Origin of the sequence: Bradyrhizobium sp. AUGA SZCCT0177 (genome assembly GCF_018130125.1) — a bacterium.
In the GTDB taxonomy this organism is placed as follows: domain Bacteria; phylum Pseudomonadota; class Alphaproteobacteria; order Rhizobiales; family Xanthobacteraceae; genus Bradyrhizobium.
In genome coordinates this window covers 1-14,024 of the sequence record NZ_JAFCMA010000014.1, presented here as the reverse complement: position 1 = coordinate 14,024, position 14,024 = coordinate 1, and the positions used below count along the sequence as shown (strand labels likewise).

The window sequence follows — 14,024 nt, the reverse complement described above, 5'->3', positions numbered from 1 at the left end:
CGTGCCGGCCAATGGCGAACGCGAACCGGCTCAATGAGCTTTAGTTGTGGCCTCAAGGGGCCATACCGCGATCCTTAGACGGCTGGACGGACCGGTGTCTTGAAGAAATCGGACAGCCCGCGCGTGACGCCCGCGCCATGCTTGCTTGAATGCACCGGGCGTAACACCGGCGTGCCGCCGAAACTCCCTGGTCAGGTGAGCCTGGTCGGAAAACCCGAGATTAAAGGCGATAGCTGACAGCCCGGCACCTCGGGTCGCAATTTCATAGACTGAGCGGCGGAACCGCTGCATTGCCATGAAGCGCTTCGGCGGAAAACCGGTCGCTGTTCTCATCCTCCGGTGAAGCGTCCTGACCGAGCCGCCTACGTGGCTTGCAAGATTGCCAACCCGGGCGCGTGACGTCTCAAAGTAATCGCTACTGATGAGTGAGCCGTGCGGCGCGTGTTGCGAAAGCGCAAACACGACCTGGTCCAGGGAATTCAGGATGTCGAAACACGATGGACTTGTACTGAGGACGCGCGCCAGGGTCTGCTGGCACGCGACAATCGTCGGGTCCTCCGTGCGCAACGGACCCGACCAATTCGGCTTGAACTTGATGCCGATGATCCAGCCGGAAAACGCCCTGCCCTTCTTCCGATGACCAAAGCTCGGTTCGTTCACGACCACTTTGCCGCTATGTCCTGATCCCGGGACGCTTTCTCGAAAGCTGAAGGCGAGTTCCCTGAGCGGAGAGGCAAACGTCAGGCGGTCTGCCGTCAGCCGCCCCCGATCCTTCAGGACGTAGATTGAATCTACAAACTTGCTGTGGTCCTGCAGCGGTGCGAACTCGGCGTAAAAAGAGGGACGCGCGAACAGATGTTCGCCATCTTCGGTTATCCGGATGGTTCGCGTGGCCAACCTATCTCCTCACCTTCATCTTCTTGAACTTCACGCTCTTGCCGTCCGCCTGCCTTGTCGCGATGTAGCCGGCCTCGAGGCAGGCTTCGCGCTGCGGCATCTTCTCCTGCGGGCTGCGCTCGGTTTCCCACCACGAGGCCCGGTGCGCCGCGCGCGGCAGAGCGGCATCGATGATCTCCTCGATCTGTTCGAAGGTCAGCACGAATTCGGGCAGTTTCTGCTTCTTCAGATAGTCCCGCAGCAAATCGTAATCGTTCACCCGTGTCCCCGTCGTTTTGCGCAATGCCGCCGATCCCGGCAACCAAGCGTTAACCGATCGGCGCATCGTTGTCGCCATTTAAGGCCGCGACAAGGTTTCCGGTGCATTCAGGAAGGCTGGGAGCGGACGATGTTGTTCGGACGGCGCATAGACTTGGCCAAAAAACGGGCCCATCGGCCATGGCGGCTGTCGGCGAAGTTGCTGATCGCCTCCTCCGTGGCGACCGTGATCGGCTTCTCCGCGATCTGCGCCAACGTGATGCTCGACATGCGGCGCGGCGAGGAAGAGCTGGCCCGCCAGACGCTCGAAAACCTCGCCGCCGGCATCGACGCCGACATCGGACGCAACATCGAGCTCTACGACCAGTCGCTGCGCGCGGTCGCCAGCAATCTGGTGATGCCGGAGCTCAAGGACGTCAGCAAGGAAATCCGCCATCTGATCCTGTTCGACCGCGCCGCCTCCGCCAAGCATTTCGGCGCGATCCAGGTGTTCGACGCGTCGGGGCGATTGTGGATCGATGCTTCCTCGCTCGACCCGCGGCCGGAGAACCGCGCCGATGAGGAATATTTTGCGGTCCATCGCAGCAATCCGGACGAGGGTCTGTTCGTCAGCCGCCCGATGCTGCATCGCGGCGCCTATTCGATCGTGCTGAGCCGGCGCATCGCCGACGCCGAAGGCCGCTTTCTCGGCGTGGCCGCGGGTTCGATCCGGTTCAGCTACTTCCATGAGCTGTTCGACCGATTGAACCTCAGTCCCGACGATACGATCACCGTGCTGCGCCGCGACCGCACCATCATCATGCGCAAGCCGTTCAACCTCGACATCATCGGCAAGAACCTGGCGACGGTGCGAAGCTGGAACGCGAACAATCTGAAGCCCAGCGGGTCATATGCCGGGCAAGGCCCTGTCGATGCGACACCCCGGCTCTATGTCCGGCGAGACAGCAGCGGTCCGCTCTATGTCGTGGTCGGAAAACCGCTCGAAGCCGTCTTCCGGCTTTGGCAACGGGAAGTGATCCGGATCGGCGCCATCATGACCGCGCTGATCCTGTTCGTGCTCGGCACCACCTTCTTCCTCGGGCGCGAGATCAGCCGCCGCGCGCAGGCCGAGGACAAGCTCGAGGAACTCGCCACCACCGACGCGCTCACCGGCCTGAAGAACCGGCGCAAGTTCGATCTCGAGATCGATATGGAGTGGCGGCGCGCGGTGCGCAGCAGGACGCCGGTCGCGCTATTGATGATCGATGCCGATCATTTCAAATCCTACAACGACAATTATGGCCACCAGGCCGGCGACCAGGTGCTGGTCGGCATTGCGATCTGCATCTCCGACTCGGTCAGACGCGCCGGCGATTGCGGGGCACGGTTCGGCGGCGAGGAATTCGCGGTGCTGTTGCCGGGGATCTCGGTCACTGAGGCGCTCGCGGTCGCCGAAAACATCCGGCACAAGGTCGCGCATTGGTCGGAGGAGCCGGAAGTCACGACCGTCAGCATCGGCGTCGCCAGCATGATGCCATCAGCGGGGCTGGACTGGCCTGACCTGATCGCGGCCGCCGACAAGGCGCTCTATGCCGCCAAAGCCAATGGCCGCAACCAGACCGTGGTCGCCAACCTTCCGCAATTGGCGATGGTGGCGTAGGGGCAAGCCCTATCCCCGTCATTGCGAGCGAAGCGAAGCAATCCATAGCGCCGCAGAGGAAGCATGGATTGCTTCGTCGCAAGGGCTCCCTTGCGCAAACGCTTCGCGTTTGTCGCAGGCAATGACGAGGATGGGTACCTGCCCCCTCGCCTATTTCTCCAGATACTTCTTCATCTCCGCGCGCAGGCCGTCGCGCAGATCGTCGCGGGCCATGCCGTAGGCGATGTTGGCGCGCAGGAAGCCGGGCTTGGAGCCGCAATCGTGCCGCTCGCCCTCGAACTCCAGGCCGTAGAATTTTTGTGTGTTGGCCAGCGCTCGCATCGCATCAGTGAGCTGGATCTCGCCGCCGGCGCCGCGCTCCTGGGTCTCGAGAATCTTGAAGATCTCCGGCTGCAGGATGTAGCGCCCGGTGATCGACAGGTTTGACGGCGCGGTGCCTTTGGCCGGCTTCTCCACCATGCCATCGACCTCGAACATCTTGCCGGTGCGCTTGCCGACGCCGCAGATGCCGTATTGATGGGTCATGTCTTCGGGCACCGCCTCGACCGCGAGCACGTTGGATTTCTCACCGAGCTTGTTTGCGGCCTCGATCATCTGCGCGAGGCAGCCCGGCGTGTTCAGCACCAGCTCGTCCGGCAGCACCACGGCGAACGGTTCGTCGCCGACGATGTCGCGCGCGCACCAGACCGCATGGCCAAGACCCAGCGGCGCCTGCTGGCGGGTGAAACTGGTGGCGCCGGCGGCGGGCTGGTCGCGCGCCAGGATTTCCTGCTCGGCCTTCTTGTTGCCGCGCGCGGCGAGCGTGGTGTCGAGCTCGAACATGCGGTCGAAATGGTCCTCGATCACGCCCTTGTTGCGCCCGGTGACGAAGATGAAATGCTCAATGCCGGCTTCCTTGGCCTCGTCATAGACGTACTGGATCAGCGGCTTGTCGACGATGGTCAGCATTTCCTTCGGCATCGCCTTGGTGGCGGGCAGGACGCGGGTGCCGAGGCCGGCGACCGGGAAGACGGCTTTGCGGATTTTCATGGGAATATCGGTAGTCCCTTAAGCGTGAGGAGTATGCGTGTTGGCACGTTGGTAGCCCGTTTGCAGCCGGGAACAAAGGCGGATGTGTGGTGCGGCAAGTCGGCCGCGCCCCCTTGCGGCGGAAAAGGGGGAGAAACAAATTCCGGCCTTTGTTAAGCTGTTGGAAACCGTGACAGGGCCTTGTGAAACGGGGACGTTGAAGGGCGGAGACGACATGCGTTGGACGGGAACCGCGGTGACCTACCGGACCGCCGCGATCATCATTGCGGTGACGCTGCTGCATGCTGTTTTTTGCACCCAGGCTTTTGCCCAATCATCCGGCAACAACGGCGTCTCCAACTTCTTCGGCAACATCTTCGGCCAGAAATCAGCCACCTCGCCGCAGGCGCAGGCAGCACCTGCCCCGGAAGGCGCACCATCCGCGCCGTCCGCACCGCCACCCTGGAGCGGCGAAGACGGCGGTTCGGGCCATCCGCTGATGACCGCAGCTGCGATTCGGCAGGCGGCGGCGAATTTTCCAAATTGCGTCGCTTCGATGTGGCCCGATGCCGCACGGCGACACGTGACGCAAGCGAATTTCGAGCGCTTCACCGCGGGCCTTTCGCCCGACCTGCGCATCATGGACCTGATGGATTCACAGCCCGAATTCACCAAGGCGATCTGGGACTATCTCGACATCCTCGTGAATGAAAACCGGCTCGCGAAGGGCCGCGAGATCCTCGCCAAGTACAAACCGCAATTCGACGCGGTGGAAAAAGCCTATGGGGTCGACCGCTACGCCATCGCGTCAATCTGGGGCATCGAATCGAATTATTCGACGCAGATGGGCGATCGCAACGTGCTCAACTCGACCGCGACGCTGGCCTGCATCGGCCGCCGCCAGGGCTATTTCAAGGACGAGTTCCTGACCGCGCTGGAGATCCTGAACCGCGGCGATCTGCGTCCCGAACAGATGCGCGGCTCGTGGGCCGGTGCGTTCGGACCGACGCAGTTCATGCCGACCGCCTTCAAGCGCTACGCCGTCGATGCCGACGGCGACGGCCGCCGCGACGTCGTCGACAATGCGGCCGACCTGATCGCCTCGACCGCCAACAACCTCAGGAAGGACGGCTGGCAGACCGGCCAGACCTGGGGCTACGAGGTCGTGCTGCCCAAGGGTTTCAACTTCATGCTGGCCGACAAGGCCAAGGCGATGCCGATCGCGCAGTGGGAACAGCAGGGCCTCAGACGCGCCGACGGCAAGCCATTCGGCAATCAAGCCGACAAGGCCTATCTGCTGGCGCCGGCCGGCGCTGACGGGCCAGGCTTCCTGATGCTGCAGAATTTCCGGGTGATCATGAAATACAACCCGGCCGAGGCCTATGCGCTGGCGATCGGGCATTTCGCCGACCGCCTGCGCGGCGGCGCGCCGTTCGTGCAGCCCTGGCCGCGGCAGGAACGGGTGCTGTCGCGCGCCGAGCGACTGGAACTGCAGCAGCTCCTGGCCCAGCGCGGCTTCTACCGGGGCACCCCGGACGGACAGTTCGGCGGCATGACCCGCGAGGCGCTGCGCGGCTTCCAGGCCTCGATCGGGGCCCCTGCGGACGGATTCGCCTCCTCCGACGTGCTGGAGCGGCTGCGGGGTCGCTAAAAAGCGTTTTCGAGCGAAGTGGAAACCGGTTCGCGTCAAGAAAACGCGTCAAAACGAAAAACCAACCGGTTTGGCGCCAAAAGTAACCCCGTACAGCACATTTTCGTGCCGCCCTTGACGGGGCTGGCCGTTGCCCGATTTATGGCAAGGAATATGCCCGCTTGCGGCCTGATTCCGCTAGTATAACTGCGCCTTCACAACCCATTGCGACCGAACCGGATGCAAAAGCCAAAGTCCTTTTTCCGCGTGTTCACCGAAACCGGTCCGCTGACTGCGGTGGCGGTGGCGATCGCGCTGTTGATCGGGATCGCGGGACCTGCGTCCGCGCAGTTCTTCAATTTCGGCGGCTTCGGCGGTCCGCCGCAACCGCAGCAGCGGCAGGCGCCGCGCAACAACAATGGCGGCTGGTTCGGCGGCGACTTCTTTACGCCGTTCCAGCAGCAGGCCCCGCAACAAGCGCCGCGCCAGGATTTCTCCAGGGCGCCGGCGCCCGCCAAGCGCGACACCGCGCCCGAACGGAACGTGCTGGTGCTCGGCGACGGCATGGCGGACTGGCTCGCCTACGGCCTGGAAGACGCTTACTCCGAACAGCCCGACATGGGCGTGATCCGCAAGCATCGGACCGTATCCGGCCTGATCAAATATCAGCCCAAGGGCGAACCGTCAGATTGGGCTGCCGCCGCCCGCAGCATCCTCGCCAACGAGAAGCCGGACGCCATCGTCGTCATGCTCGGCCTCAACGACCGCGTCGCGATACGCGAGCTTGCGGTCGACAAGTCGAAGAAAGACGACAAAAAGACCGCCAAGCCGGCCGAAGCCAAGCCCGGCGCGAAACCGGATGGCTCGGCGGAGACCGCCGCGAAGCCGGATGACAAGCCGGCCGATGCCGAAGCGGCCGACGACGCCGACAGCGATGCGCCGCAGGTCGCAGCACCCGAGAAGAGTTCGCGCTCGGCGGGCGGGCTCTACGAATTCCGCGACGAGCGCTGGGTCGAGCTCTACGCCAAGAAAATCGAAGAGATGATCGGCATCCTGAAATCCAAGGGCGTGCCGGTGCTGTGGGTCGGGCTACCAGCAGTGCGCGGCGTCAAGGGCACGTCCGACTCGCTGTTCCTCAATGCGCTCTATCGCGACGCATCGGCCAAGGCCGGCATCACCTATGTCGATATCTGGGATGGCTTTGTCGACGAGGCCGGCCGCTTCCTGCAGAAGGGCCCCGACTTCGAAGGCCAGATCCGCCAGCTGCGTTCCTATGACGGCGTGTATTTCACCAAGCCCGGCGCGCGCAAGCTCGCGCATTATGTCGAGCGTGAAGTCACCCGCCTCTTGGCCTCCCGCTCCGGACCGATCGCGCTGCCGGTCGAACCGGCGACGCCCGACGCCAATGCCGTGCCGGGCCAACCGGCGCCGCGGCCGCTGGCCGGACCTATTTTGCCGCTGGTGGCCTCTTCCGTCGGTACCGATCAATTGCTCGGCGGACCGGGCACGCGTCCCGCCGCGGTCGATGCGCTTGCTGCGCGAACGCTGGTGAAGGGCGAACCGCTGGCGGCGCCGGCCGGCCGCGCCGATGATTTCGCCTGGCCGCGCCGCGAAATCGGCCGCGAACAGGCCAAAGATCAGGGCAAGGACTTGGCCAAGGATTTGGCCAAGGGTGAATCGCCGGTCGCTGCCACCGCGCCTGACGGTACGGTCCCGCCCGCCGCGACGCCGAAACCCCTTGCGCCGAAGAAGCAATTCCGTCCCGCGCAGACCGAACAGCCGGCATTGCGCGATTTCTTCGGCGGCTTCGGTGCGCCGCCGCGCCAGATTGCACCAGCGCCGCCGCGCGCGCCTGGACCCATCGCGCCGGGCGTGCCGCGCCCGCCGGGTAACGTCGGGCGAGCAGCAGAAGCCCCGGCAGGCGCGCTCACAAGATGACATGAGTCATTCCGGGGCGCGCGTCAGCGCGAACCCGGAATCTAGAAGTTGTTGCGCGAGATTCCGGGTTCGATGCTTTCGCATCGCCCTCAGGTGCGCAATTGCGCACCGGGGAATGACGGCGCTAGGCCTAGCCGTAATACCGCCAGCGCGACGGCGGCGGGCGGCGCGGCTGTCGGGTCATCAACAGCGCCAGTGCAAATCCAATTCCACCCGCGACCAGGAGCGCGCCGAGCGGATTGTCCTGCACGGTTTTCGCCATCGCCTTCTGGCCGTCGCGGAGGGTGTCGCCGCTGTTGTCGTAGGCGTCCTTGACGGTATCCACGGCATCCTTGGCGTAGTTGGCCGCGGCATCGGTGGCGTCGCGCGCGGCGTCCTTGGCCTGGCCGTACAGATTCTGCACGCTGCCTGCAGCCTCGCGCGCGCGGCCTTCGGCCTGCGTTTTGGCATCGCCCGTCATACTACCGACAGCGCCTTCGACCTTACCGGCGAAATCCTTGGCCGATCCTGCAATTCGATCCTTGTCCATCACGATCACTCCCTGTTTCAGAGGAAGTAACCGACGAGACGCTTGCAAGTTCCTGCGTCATTAGTTTTACGCGTTTTCTTCACGCGAACCGGTATCCACTTCGCTCGAAAACGCTATTCAGAGGATGAGCCCGCCATCAACCACAATGGTCTGGCCGATGACATAGGACGCCAGCGGCGACGCCAGGAACAAAGCGGCGCCGGCCATGTCGGCAGGCGTGCCGAGACGCTTCAATGGAATCCGCTCGAGCGCGCCTTCGAGCCGCTTCGGATTTGATGTCGTCGCCTTGGTCATCTTGGTGTCGACCAGGCCCGGCGCGATGCCGTTGACGCGGATGCCGTTCTCGGCCCATGCCTCGCCCAGCGTGCGCGTCAAGCCGACCGCGCCGGTCTTCGAGGCGTTGTAGGCGGGATTGCCCATGGTCGAATGATAGGCCGCGGTCGAACTGACGATGATCAGCGATCCCTTGCTGGCGCTCAGCATCGCGTGAAATTTCGTCGCGCACGCCATCAGGCTCATCAGGTTGACCTCGAGCACCTTGCGAAAGCCATCCATTTCGAATTCGCCGCGCCGGTAGATCACCGCGCCCTGCGCCAGCACCAGCACGTCCAGCCCATCGAACGACGGCTTGAATTGCTCGATCGCCTGCGCGTTGCTGACGTCGAGCTGCGCATATTCGAGACCTTGAAGGTCCGATCCTTCGCCGGCGAAGTAATCCGCCGCTTTGGCGCGGGTGCCGCAGACCGCGACGCGCGCGCCCTTGGCGCGGAATGCCTGCGCGATGCCGTTGCCGATCCCGCTGGAACCGCCGACCACCAGCACCTGCTTGCCGCTGAAATCGAGTTCGTTCATCGCCTGCATCCTTTTCTAGCTTGAGCTCACATCGAGGAAGTTGACCATGAGAACCTCGTCGTAATATCGCCCGTTGTGCTTGAGCGCCTTCTTCTCATAACCGTATTCGACAAAGCCCATGGCGCGATACAGCCCATGCGCAGCTTCGTTGTCGCTTACCACCGCCAGCTGAACCATCTCGACGCGTCCGCGCGCATGATCGAGCACCGCCGCGACAAGCTTACGCCCAACACCCGCATTCCGGGCAGTGTCTCGGACATACATGGTCCAAAGCAGCCCCTTGTGTGCCTGCTTCGAATTTTCCCGCGCGGAATATCCGGCCATTCCGGCGAGAGTCCCATCGAGGAACGCCCCAAAGATGTCCGCAGCGCCAAGCCTCGCCTCGAACCACGATAGCGGCTGCGCGTTTTCGCGCTCGAAGGTGCTGCCGAAGGCTTCAGGGTTTTTCTGCAACGCCTCCAGACGGATGTCCCTGAAGAGGGCGGCATCCGAAATCTCCAGGCGGCGAATTTGCAGATCTGGAATATCGGCCACTGTTGCACCCTGTTGCTGTGGTTTGACCTGTCTGCGGATCGGTGCCAGCCTTGTCAATCCTGCAACGCATCGCACAAATTCCGCGAGTCATTTCATGTCTGATTTCAGAGAACTCAGCCGTTCGGTCAAGGGCCTGACCGTTCTCGTCACCGGCGCCGCCAGCGGCATGGGCCGCGCCACCGCGCTGGTGTTCGCCGCCGAAGGCGCCAATGTTGCCGTCACTGATATCAACGCCGAGGCCACGCAGGCGGTCGCCGGTGAAATCAAGGAAAGAGGCGGTACCGCAAAGGCCTGGACGCTCGACGTCGCCAAGGCCGATGACATCATCAAAATCGTCGGCGCCATCGCGGCGCATTTCGGCAGCCTCGACATCCTGATCAACAATGCCGGCCTGTCGCTGCGCGCCCCGATCGACGCGGACGGCTATGAGGAGGCCTGGACCAAGGCGCTGGCTGTCATGCTGACCGCGCATCCGCGCATCATTCGTGCCGCGTTGCCGCATTTGCGCCGATCCAAGTGCCCGCGGATCGTCAACATCGCCTCCACCGAAGCGCTCGGCGCCACCGCCACCAACAGCCCGTACGCAGCCGCCAAGGCCGGCGTCACCGGCCTGACCCGCGCGCTTGCCGTGGAACTCGGCCGCGAGGGCATTACGGTGAACTGCATCTGCCCGGGACCGATCCGGACCGGGATCACCGAGCGGATTGCGGAGGAGCACAAGACCATCTTCGCCAAACGCCGCACCGCACTCGGCCGCTACGGCGATCCCGAGGAAGTCGCCCATATGACGTTGAGCCTGTGCCTGCCGGCCGCATCATACCTGACCGGCGTGGTTATTCCGGTGGACGGCGGCCTGATGGCGCGGAACGCGTAGCGGGCATGCAGCCGAAACGTTGACTTGGGCCCATCACGGAGTAGTTTTTTACCAAACGAAGCGGGACAAACGCCCGCCGCTTTACGGAGAAACGCCATGACGGTCACGATCCGGCAGCTGGGGAAGCATTTTTTTGGCGAGGTTTCCGGCGTCGATCTGCGCAAGCCGCTGACGCCGCAGGAGGCCGCCGACATCGAAGCCGGCATGGATAAATACGCCGTGCTGCTGTTTCGCGACCAGGACGTTACCGACGAGCAGCAGATGGCGTTCGCGCTGAATTTCGGCGAGCGGGAAAATCCGCGCGGCGGCAGTGTCGTCAAGCCGGAGGATTCGCGGCTGCAGACCGGGCTCAACGACGTCTCCAACCTCGGCAAGGACGGCAAGCCGCTGCCGCGCGACAGCCGCATCAACCTGTTCAACCTTGGCAATTGCCTGTGGCATTCCGACTCATCGTTCCGCCCGATTCCGGCGAAGTTCTCGCTGCTGTCGGCGCGGGTGGTGAACCCGAAGGGCGGCAACACCGAATTCGCCGACATGCGCGCGGCCTATGACGCGCTCGACGACGAGACCAAGGCCGAGATCGAGGACATGATCTGCGAGCATTCGCTGATGTATTCGCGGGGATCGCTCGGCTTTCTCGACTACACCGATGAAGAGAAGCAATTGTTCAAGCCGGTGCTGCAGCGGCTGGTGCGCACCCATCCGGTGCACGGCCGCAAGTCGCTGTATCTGTCGTCGCATGCCGGCGCCATCAGAGGCATGACCATGCCGGAGGCGCGGCTGTTGCTGCGCGACCTCAACGAGCACGCCACGCAGGGCGAATTCGTCTACGTCCACAAATGGACGCTGCATGACCTCGTGATGTGGGACAACCGCCAGACCATGCATCGCGTGCGCCGCTACGACCAGTCGCAGCCCCGCGACATGCGCCGCGCCACGGTGGCGGGCACCGCGCCGACGGTGGCGCAGCAGGCGGCGGAGTAGAGCTTCGTCGTCGTCCCGGCGAAGGCCGGGACCCATACGCCGTGACCTCGATAGTGAAATCGAGGCGGCAGACACAAGCGCGTTGGAGCGACCAACGCACTCAACAATACACATTTGGGGTTATGGGTCCCGGCTCAAGGCCGGTACGACACCGTGGGTGTGGCTACGCGCGCGCACCTTCGACGCACCCCTCCATGATCCCATCGACCTCCGCGCGCGAGAGGACGCCGATCTCGGCAATGAACACCATCCGGGTCCGCGGCATTCCTGCTGGCAGCGGCCCGCCAGGGGCCAGCGTCGCGCGTCCGCCGGCGAACTGAAGCAACATCAACCTGCCGGGCTGCTCCACGGATTCGAACAGCCCCTTCGCCCGCGCCAGCTTCGGCGCGAGCCGATTGATCGCCGCCTGCAAGCGGGACAACGACAGCGGCCGTTCCGACGTCCAGCTCAGCGTCTCAAAGCGATCCGTCGCTGGCCGTCGCTGCCCCGGCTCGCGTGGCACCGGCGCCCGATCCGGATCCGAAGGGAAGAGGAGCGCCATCGGAACCTCGCCATGCGGCGCATCGACCAGCACCGCAGCCGGACGTATCGCGCGGATCGCATCGCGGACCGGCGTGTGGCTGGCCGCGTCCACGAGGTCTACCTTGCTCAGCGCGATCACATCGGCCGCCCGTATCTGGGACCGCAGCAGGGCGTCGTCGAACCTGGCGACCGAAGTTGTGGCATCCACGACGCACAGCACCGTTTCGAGCGGCGCTTCCCGCCAGATCACCGGATCCATCAGGTTGCGCACGATGTCCTGGGGATCGGCGACCCCGCTGGTTTCGATCACGATGAATTCCGGACGCGGATCACGCCGCAACAAGCCAGCCAGCGTGCGTAAGAGATCGCCTTCGAGCGAGCAACAGATGCAGCCATTGCTCAGGCTGACCACGCCGTCGGCGGCGCCGGTAATCAGCTCCGCATCGATATTGATCGCGCCGAAATCGTTGACGACGGCGGCAATCCGCCTGCCCCCGGCATGTGCCAGCAGATGGTTCACGACCGTGGTCTTGCCCGCCCCGAGGAAGCCGGCCACGAGCACGACCGGGACCGGCACCTCAGCCTCCGGTAACGGGCCGGCGCACCGGCTGGCCGGGCCGCGCCGCCGCATCGAGCACGCCATCCGATATCAGCGGCTGGCCGCTGACCACCAGATGACGCACGCCTTCCGACGGGCGGTTCATCGCCGAGAACGTCGCCCGGTCGCTCAGCGTTTCGTAATCGAACACGACGATGTCGGCATCCGCACCCGCCTGCAGCCTGCCTTTCGCGCGCATCGCCGGCGTAGAGGCGCCAAGAATTTCCGCGGGGATCAGCGCGCATTTTCGGATGCCTTCGAGCAGCGACACTTTGCGGCGCTCGCGCACCCACTCGCGGATGAAGCGCGTGAAGCAACCCGCCGAGCGCGGATGCGAGGTCGCGTCGTCAGGCAGCGGCCAGGCGTCGCCGGTGTAGGCGCGGCCGTCCGTCAGCGTCCAGGGCATGGCGTCGGAGGCGATCGCGCCGCCGGGATAGAGCACCGCCATGTCGAGGAGATCGCGATGATGCGCGTTATTGTCGATATCCAGAACGTGCCACAGAACCAGCGTGGAAGGTTCGGCGGCCTGTGCCGCCAGCAGTTCCTGCCGGTCGCGGAAGCGATGCCCGTCGGTCACCCGCTGCACCGAATCATAGCCGAGGCCGTTGCGCGCCTCGAATTCGGGGTCGCTGAAGAACGCCGCCGCCAGCACCGTCGAGCCGGTACCGTAGGGATAGGCTTCGACCGTGATGGGCAGCCCCTGCGCCTGCGCCTTGGCGACCAGCGCGACACAGCGCTCGATGTCCGTCTTGCTGGAAGAATTGAAATGGCAGATGTGCATGTGCGCGCCGGTGGCCCCGGCATAGCCGATCAGGCGGATATAGGCTTCCGCAGCGCTCTCCGGATCGATGCGGGACATGTAGGCGACGTGGGTGAAGGTCGGCACTTCGCGCGCCGCCGCCAGCTGGCACACGGCGGTCAGCTCCTGCACGCCGGCGCCCGGGGCATAGGCGTTGAGGATGCCGATGCCGATGCCGCCCTCGCTCAGCCCGCCCGCGATTCGCTCGAGGATCCCGGCCACTTCGGTGTCGCTGGCCACGTTGTCGATCCAGCGGCGGTCGCGCATCGCATTGCCGAACGCCTCCAGCGAGCTTTCCGCGTTGGAGCCGGTCATCGCGCCAATGCGCGCGAATGCCCAGTTGACCGCGGCGCCGTAGTTCAGCACGCGTCCCTTCTGGGCCTGGCGCCGATACCAGGATGCGACCGGCAATACTCCGGCCTCGAGGTCGAGCGACGTCGTGACGCCGTCGAAGGCCTGCATGCGGTCGGCCGGGATCGACTGGCCATGCGCGTGCAAATCGATGAATCCGGGGGCGATCACCAGTCCCGTAGCGTCGATCGTGCGCTCGGCGCTGCCAAGCCCGGTGCCGACGGCGGCGATCTTGCCATCGAGCACCGCCACATCGCCGATGGCGTCCATGCCGCTGGCCGGATCCACCACCCGGCCACCCGTGATTACCAAACCAGCCATCTCGTCACTCCCGCGTACTGAAGACCTGTTCCCTGCGAAGCCGGCTCAGCTTCGAAGGCGCGCAGACTGGCGAATAAGGGCCGTCGCGACCCCATAGAGGCAGATTTTCGGACGGGCAACAACCTCTGCCGGCGGAGGGCACGCATCCGCCAGCGGCGCAACAGGCGGCGGAGTAGATGATCGTCGTCCCGGCCTTGAGCCGGGATCTACCGTGTTAGCTGTCAAGAGGCGTTAGCGCCTTTCCAAGGCTGTCCGGACCTGATTACGGCATTGGCGAAGACGACAAGGCG

Annotated in this window: 13 protein-coding genes; 5 read left to right on the top strand and 8 right to left on the bottom strand. The window is 64.5% G+C overall.

The features are described from left to right. Positions 1-30: 30 nt before the first annotated feature. Together JQ597_RS17640 and JQ597_RS17635 are read right to left on the bottom strand one after the other, a co-directional pair. Complete coding sequence (locus JQ597_RS17640; RefSeq protein ID WP_212265523.1) at positions 31-897, bottom strand: helix-turn-helix domain-containing protein; 867 nt, start codon at positions 895-897, stop codon at positions 31-33. Between the two features lies 1 nt (position 898). Further along, positions 899-1,156: a DUF7662 domain-containing protein gene (locus JQ597_RS17635; protein WP_192736901.1), complete on the bottom strand. Its 258-nt coding sequence runs from the start codon at positions 1,154-1,156 to the stop codon at positions 899-901. Between the two features lie 129 nt (positions 1,157-1,285). Here JQ597_RS17635 and JQ597_RS17630 point away from each other — a divergent pair, with 129 nt between their 5' ends. Further along, complete coding sequence (locus JQ597_RS17630; RefSeq protein WP_212265522.1) at positions 1,286-2,794, top strand: sensor domain-containing diguanylate cyclase; 1,509 nt, start codon at positions 1,286-1,288, stop codon at positions 2,792-2,794. Between the two features lie 150 nt (positions 2,795-2,944). Here JQ597_RS17630 and JQ597_RS17625 read toward each other — a convergent pair whose 3' ends face one another. After that, positions 2,945-3,823, bottom strand: a complete 879-nt coding sequence (locus JQ597_RS17625; RefSeq protein ID WP_212265521.1) for a UTP--glucose-1-phosphate uridylyltransferase — start codon at positions 3,821-3,823, stop codon at positions 2,945-2,947. Positions 3,824-4,037: 214 nt separating this feature from the next. On the opposite strand from JQ597_RS17625, the gene JQ597_RS17620 reads away from it, so the two are divergent. Continuing rightward, positions 4,038-5,453 (top strand): lytic murein transglycosylase, encoded by a 1,416-nt coding sequence (locus tag JQ597_RS17620; RefSeq protein WP_212265520.1) that lies wholly within the window; start codon positions 4,038-4,040, stop codon positions 5,451-5,453. 219 nt (positions 5,454-5,672) lie between these two features. Further along, positions 5,673-7,370: an SGNH/GDSL hydrolase family protein gene (locus tag JQ597_RS17615; RefSeq protein ID WP_212265519.1), complete on the top strand. Its 1,698-nt coding sequence runs from the start codon at positions 5,673-5,675 to the stop codon at positions 7,368-7,370. A 130-nt stretch (positions 7,371-7,500) separates the two neighbouring features. Here the strand turns inward: JQ597_RS17615 and JQ597_RS17610 are convergent, their stop codons facing one another. From JQ597_RS17610 to JQ597_RS17600, 3 genes are all read right to left on the bottom strand, one after another. Next, the gene (locus JQ597_RS17610) at positions 7,501-7,899 is read right to left on the bottom strand and encodes a CsbD family protein (protein WP_212265518.1); all 399 of its coding nucleotides are present in this window, start codon (positions 7,897-7,899) and stop codon (positions 7,501-7,503) included. Between the two features lie 117 nt (positions 7,900-8,016). Beyond that, positions 8,017-8,751, bottom strand: coding sequence for an SDR family NAD(P)-dependent oxidoreductase (locus JQ597_RS17605; RefSeq protein ID WP_212265517.1), 735 nt, complete (start codon positions 8,749-8,751; stop codon positions 8,017-8,019). Positions 8,752-8,766: 15 nt separating this feature from the next. Next, a complete protein-coding gene (locus tag JQ597_RS17600; protein ID WP_349628851.1) occupies positions 8,767-9,285 on the bottom strand; it encodes a GNAT family N-acetyltransferase in 519 nt (172 codons plus the stop codon). 94 nt (positions 9,286-9,379) lie between these two features. Here JQ597_RS17600 and JQ597_RS17595 point away from each other — a divergent pair, with 94 nt between their 5' ends. Both JQ597_RS17595 and JQ597_RS17590 read left to right on the top strand, forming a co-directional pair. Then, positions 9,380-10,159, top strand: a complete 780-nt coding sequence (locus JQ597_RS17595) for an SDR family NAD(P)-dependent oxidoreductase (protein ID WP_212265516.1) — start codon at positions 9,380-9,382, stop codon at positions 10,157-10,159. 96 nt (positions 10,160-10,255) lie between these two features. Then, the gene (locus tag JQ597_RS17590) at positions 10,256-11,143 is read left to right on the top strand and encodes a TauD/TfdA dioxygenase family protein (RefSeq protein ID WP_212265515.1); all 888 of its coding nucleotides are present in this window, start codon (positions 10,256-10,258) and stop codon (positions 11,141-11,143) included. Positions 11,144-11,306: 163 nt separating this feature from the next. On the opposite strand, the gene JQ597_RS17585 is transcribed toward JQ597_RS17590, so the two are convergent. Continuing rightward, on the bottom strand, positions 11,307-12,242 hold the full coding sequence (locus JQ597_RS17585) for a CobW family GTP-binding protein (protein ID WP_212265514.1): 936 nt from the start codon (positions 12,240-12,242) through the stop codon (positions 11,307-11,309). Position 12,243: 1 nt separating this feature from the next. Further along, positions 12,244-13,734: an amidohydrolase family protein gene (locus tag JQ597_RS17580; protein WP_212265513.1), complete on the bottom strand. Its 1,491-nt coding sequence runs from the start codon at positions 13,732-13,734 to the stop codon at positions 12,244-12,246. Positions 13,735-14,024: the final 290 nt, after the last annotated feature.

What these genes read in the sequence shown, in the direction of transcription:
- JQ597_RS17620 (WP_212265520.1), top strand. Translation starts at nt 4,038, where the DNA reads ATGCGTTGGACGGGAACCGCGGTGACCTACCGGACCGCCGCGATCATC.
- JQ597_RS17630 (WP_212265522.1), top strand. Translation starts at nt 1,286, where the DNA reads ATGTTGTTCGGACGGCGCATAGACTTGGCCAAAAAACGGGCCCATCGG.
- JQ597_RS17610 (WP_212265518.1), bottom strand. Translation starts at nt 7,899, where the DNA reads ATGGACAAGGATCGAATTGCAGGATCGGCCAAGGATTTCGCCGGTAAG.
- JQ597_RS17615 (WP_212265519.1), top strand. Translation starts at nt 5,673, where the DNA reads ATGCAAAAGCCAAAGTCCTTTTTCCGCGTGTTCACCGAAACCGGTCCG.
- JQ597_RS17605 (WP_212265517.1), bottom strand. Translation starts at nt 8,751, where the DNA reads ATGAACGAACTCGATTTCAGCGGCAAGCAGGTGCTGGTGGTCGGCGGT.
- JQ597_RS17595 (WP_212265516.1), top strand. Translation starts at nt 9,380, where the DNA reads ATGTCTGATTTCAGAGAACTCAGCCGTTCGGTCAAGGGCCTGACCGTT.
- JQ597_RS17580 (WP_212265513.1), bottom strand. Translation starts at nt 13,734, where the DNA reads ATGGCTGGTTTGGTAATCACGGGTGGCCGGGTGGTGGATCCGGCCAGC.
- JQ597_RS17625 (WP_212265521.1), bottom strand. Translation starts at nt 3,823, where the DNA reads ATGAAAATCCGCAAAGCCGTCTTCCCGGTCGCCGGCCTCGGCACCCGC.
- JQ597_RS17590 (WP_212265515.1), top strand. Translation starts at nt 10,256, where the DNA reads ATGACGGTCACGATCCGGCAGCTGGGGAAGCATTTTTTTGGCGAGGTT.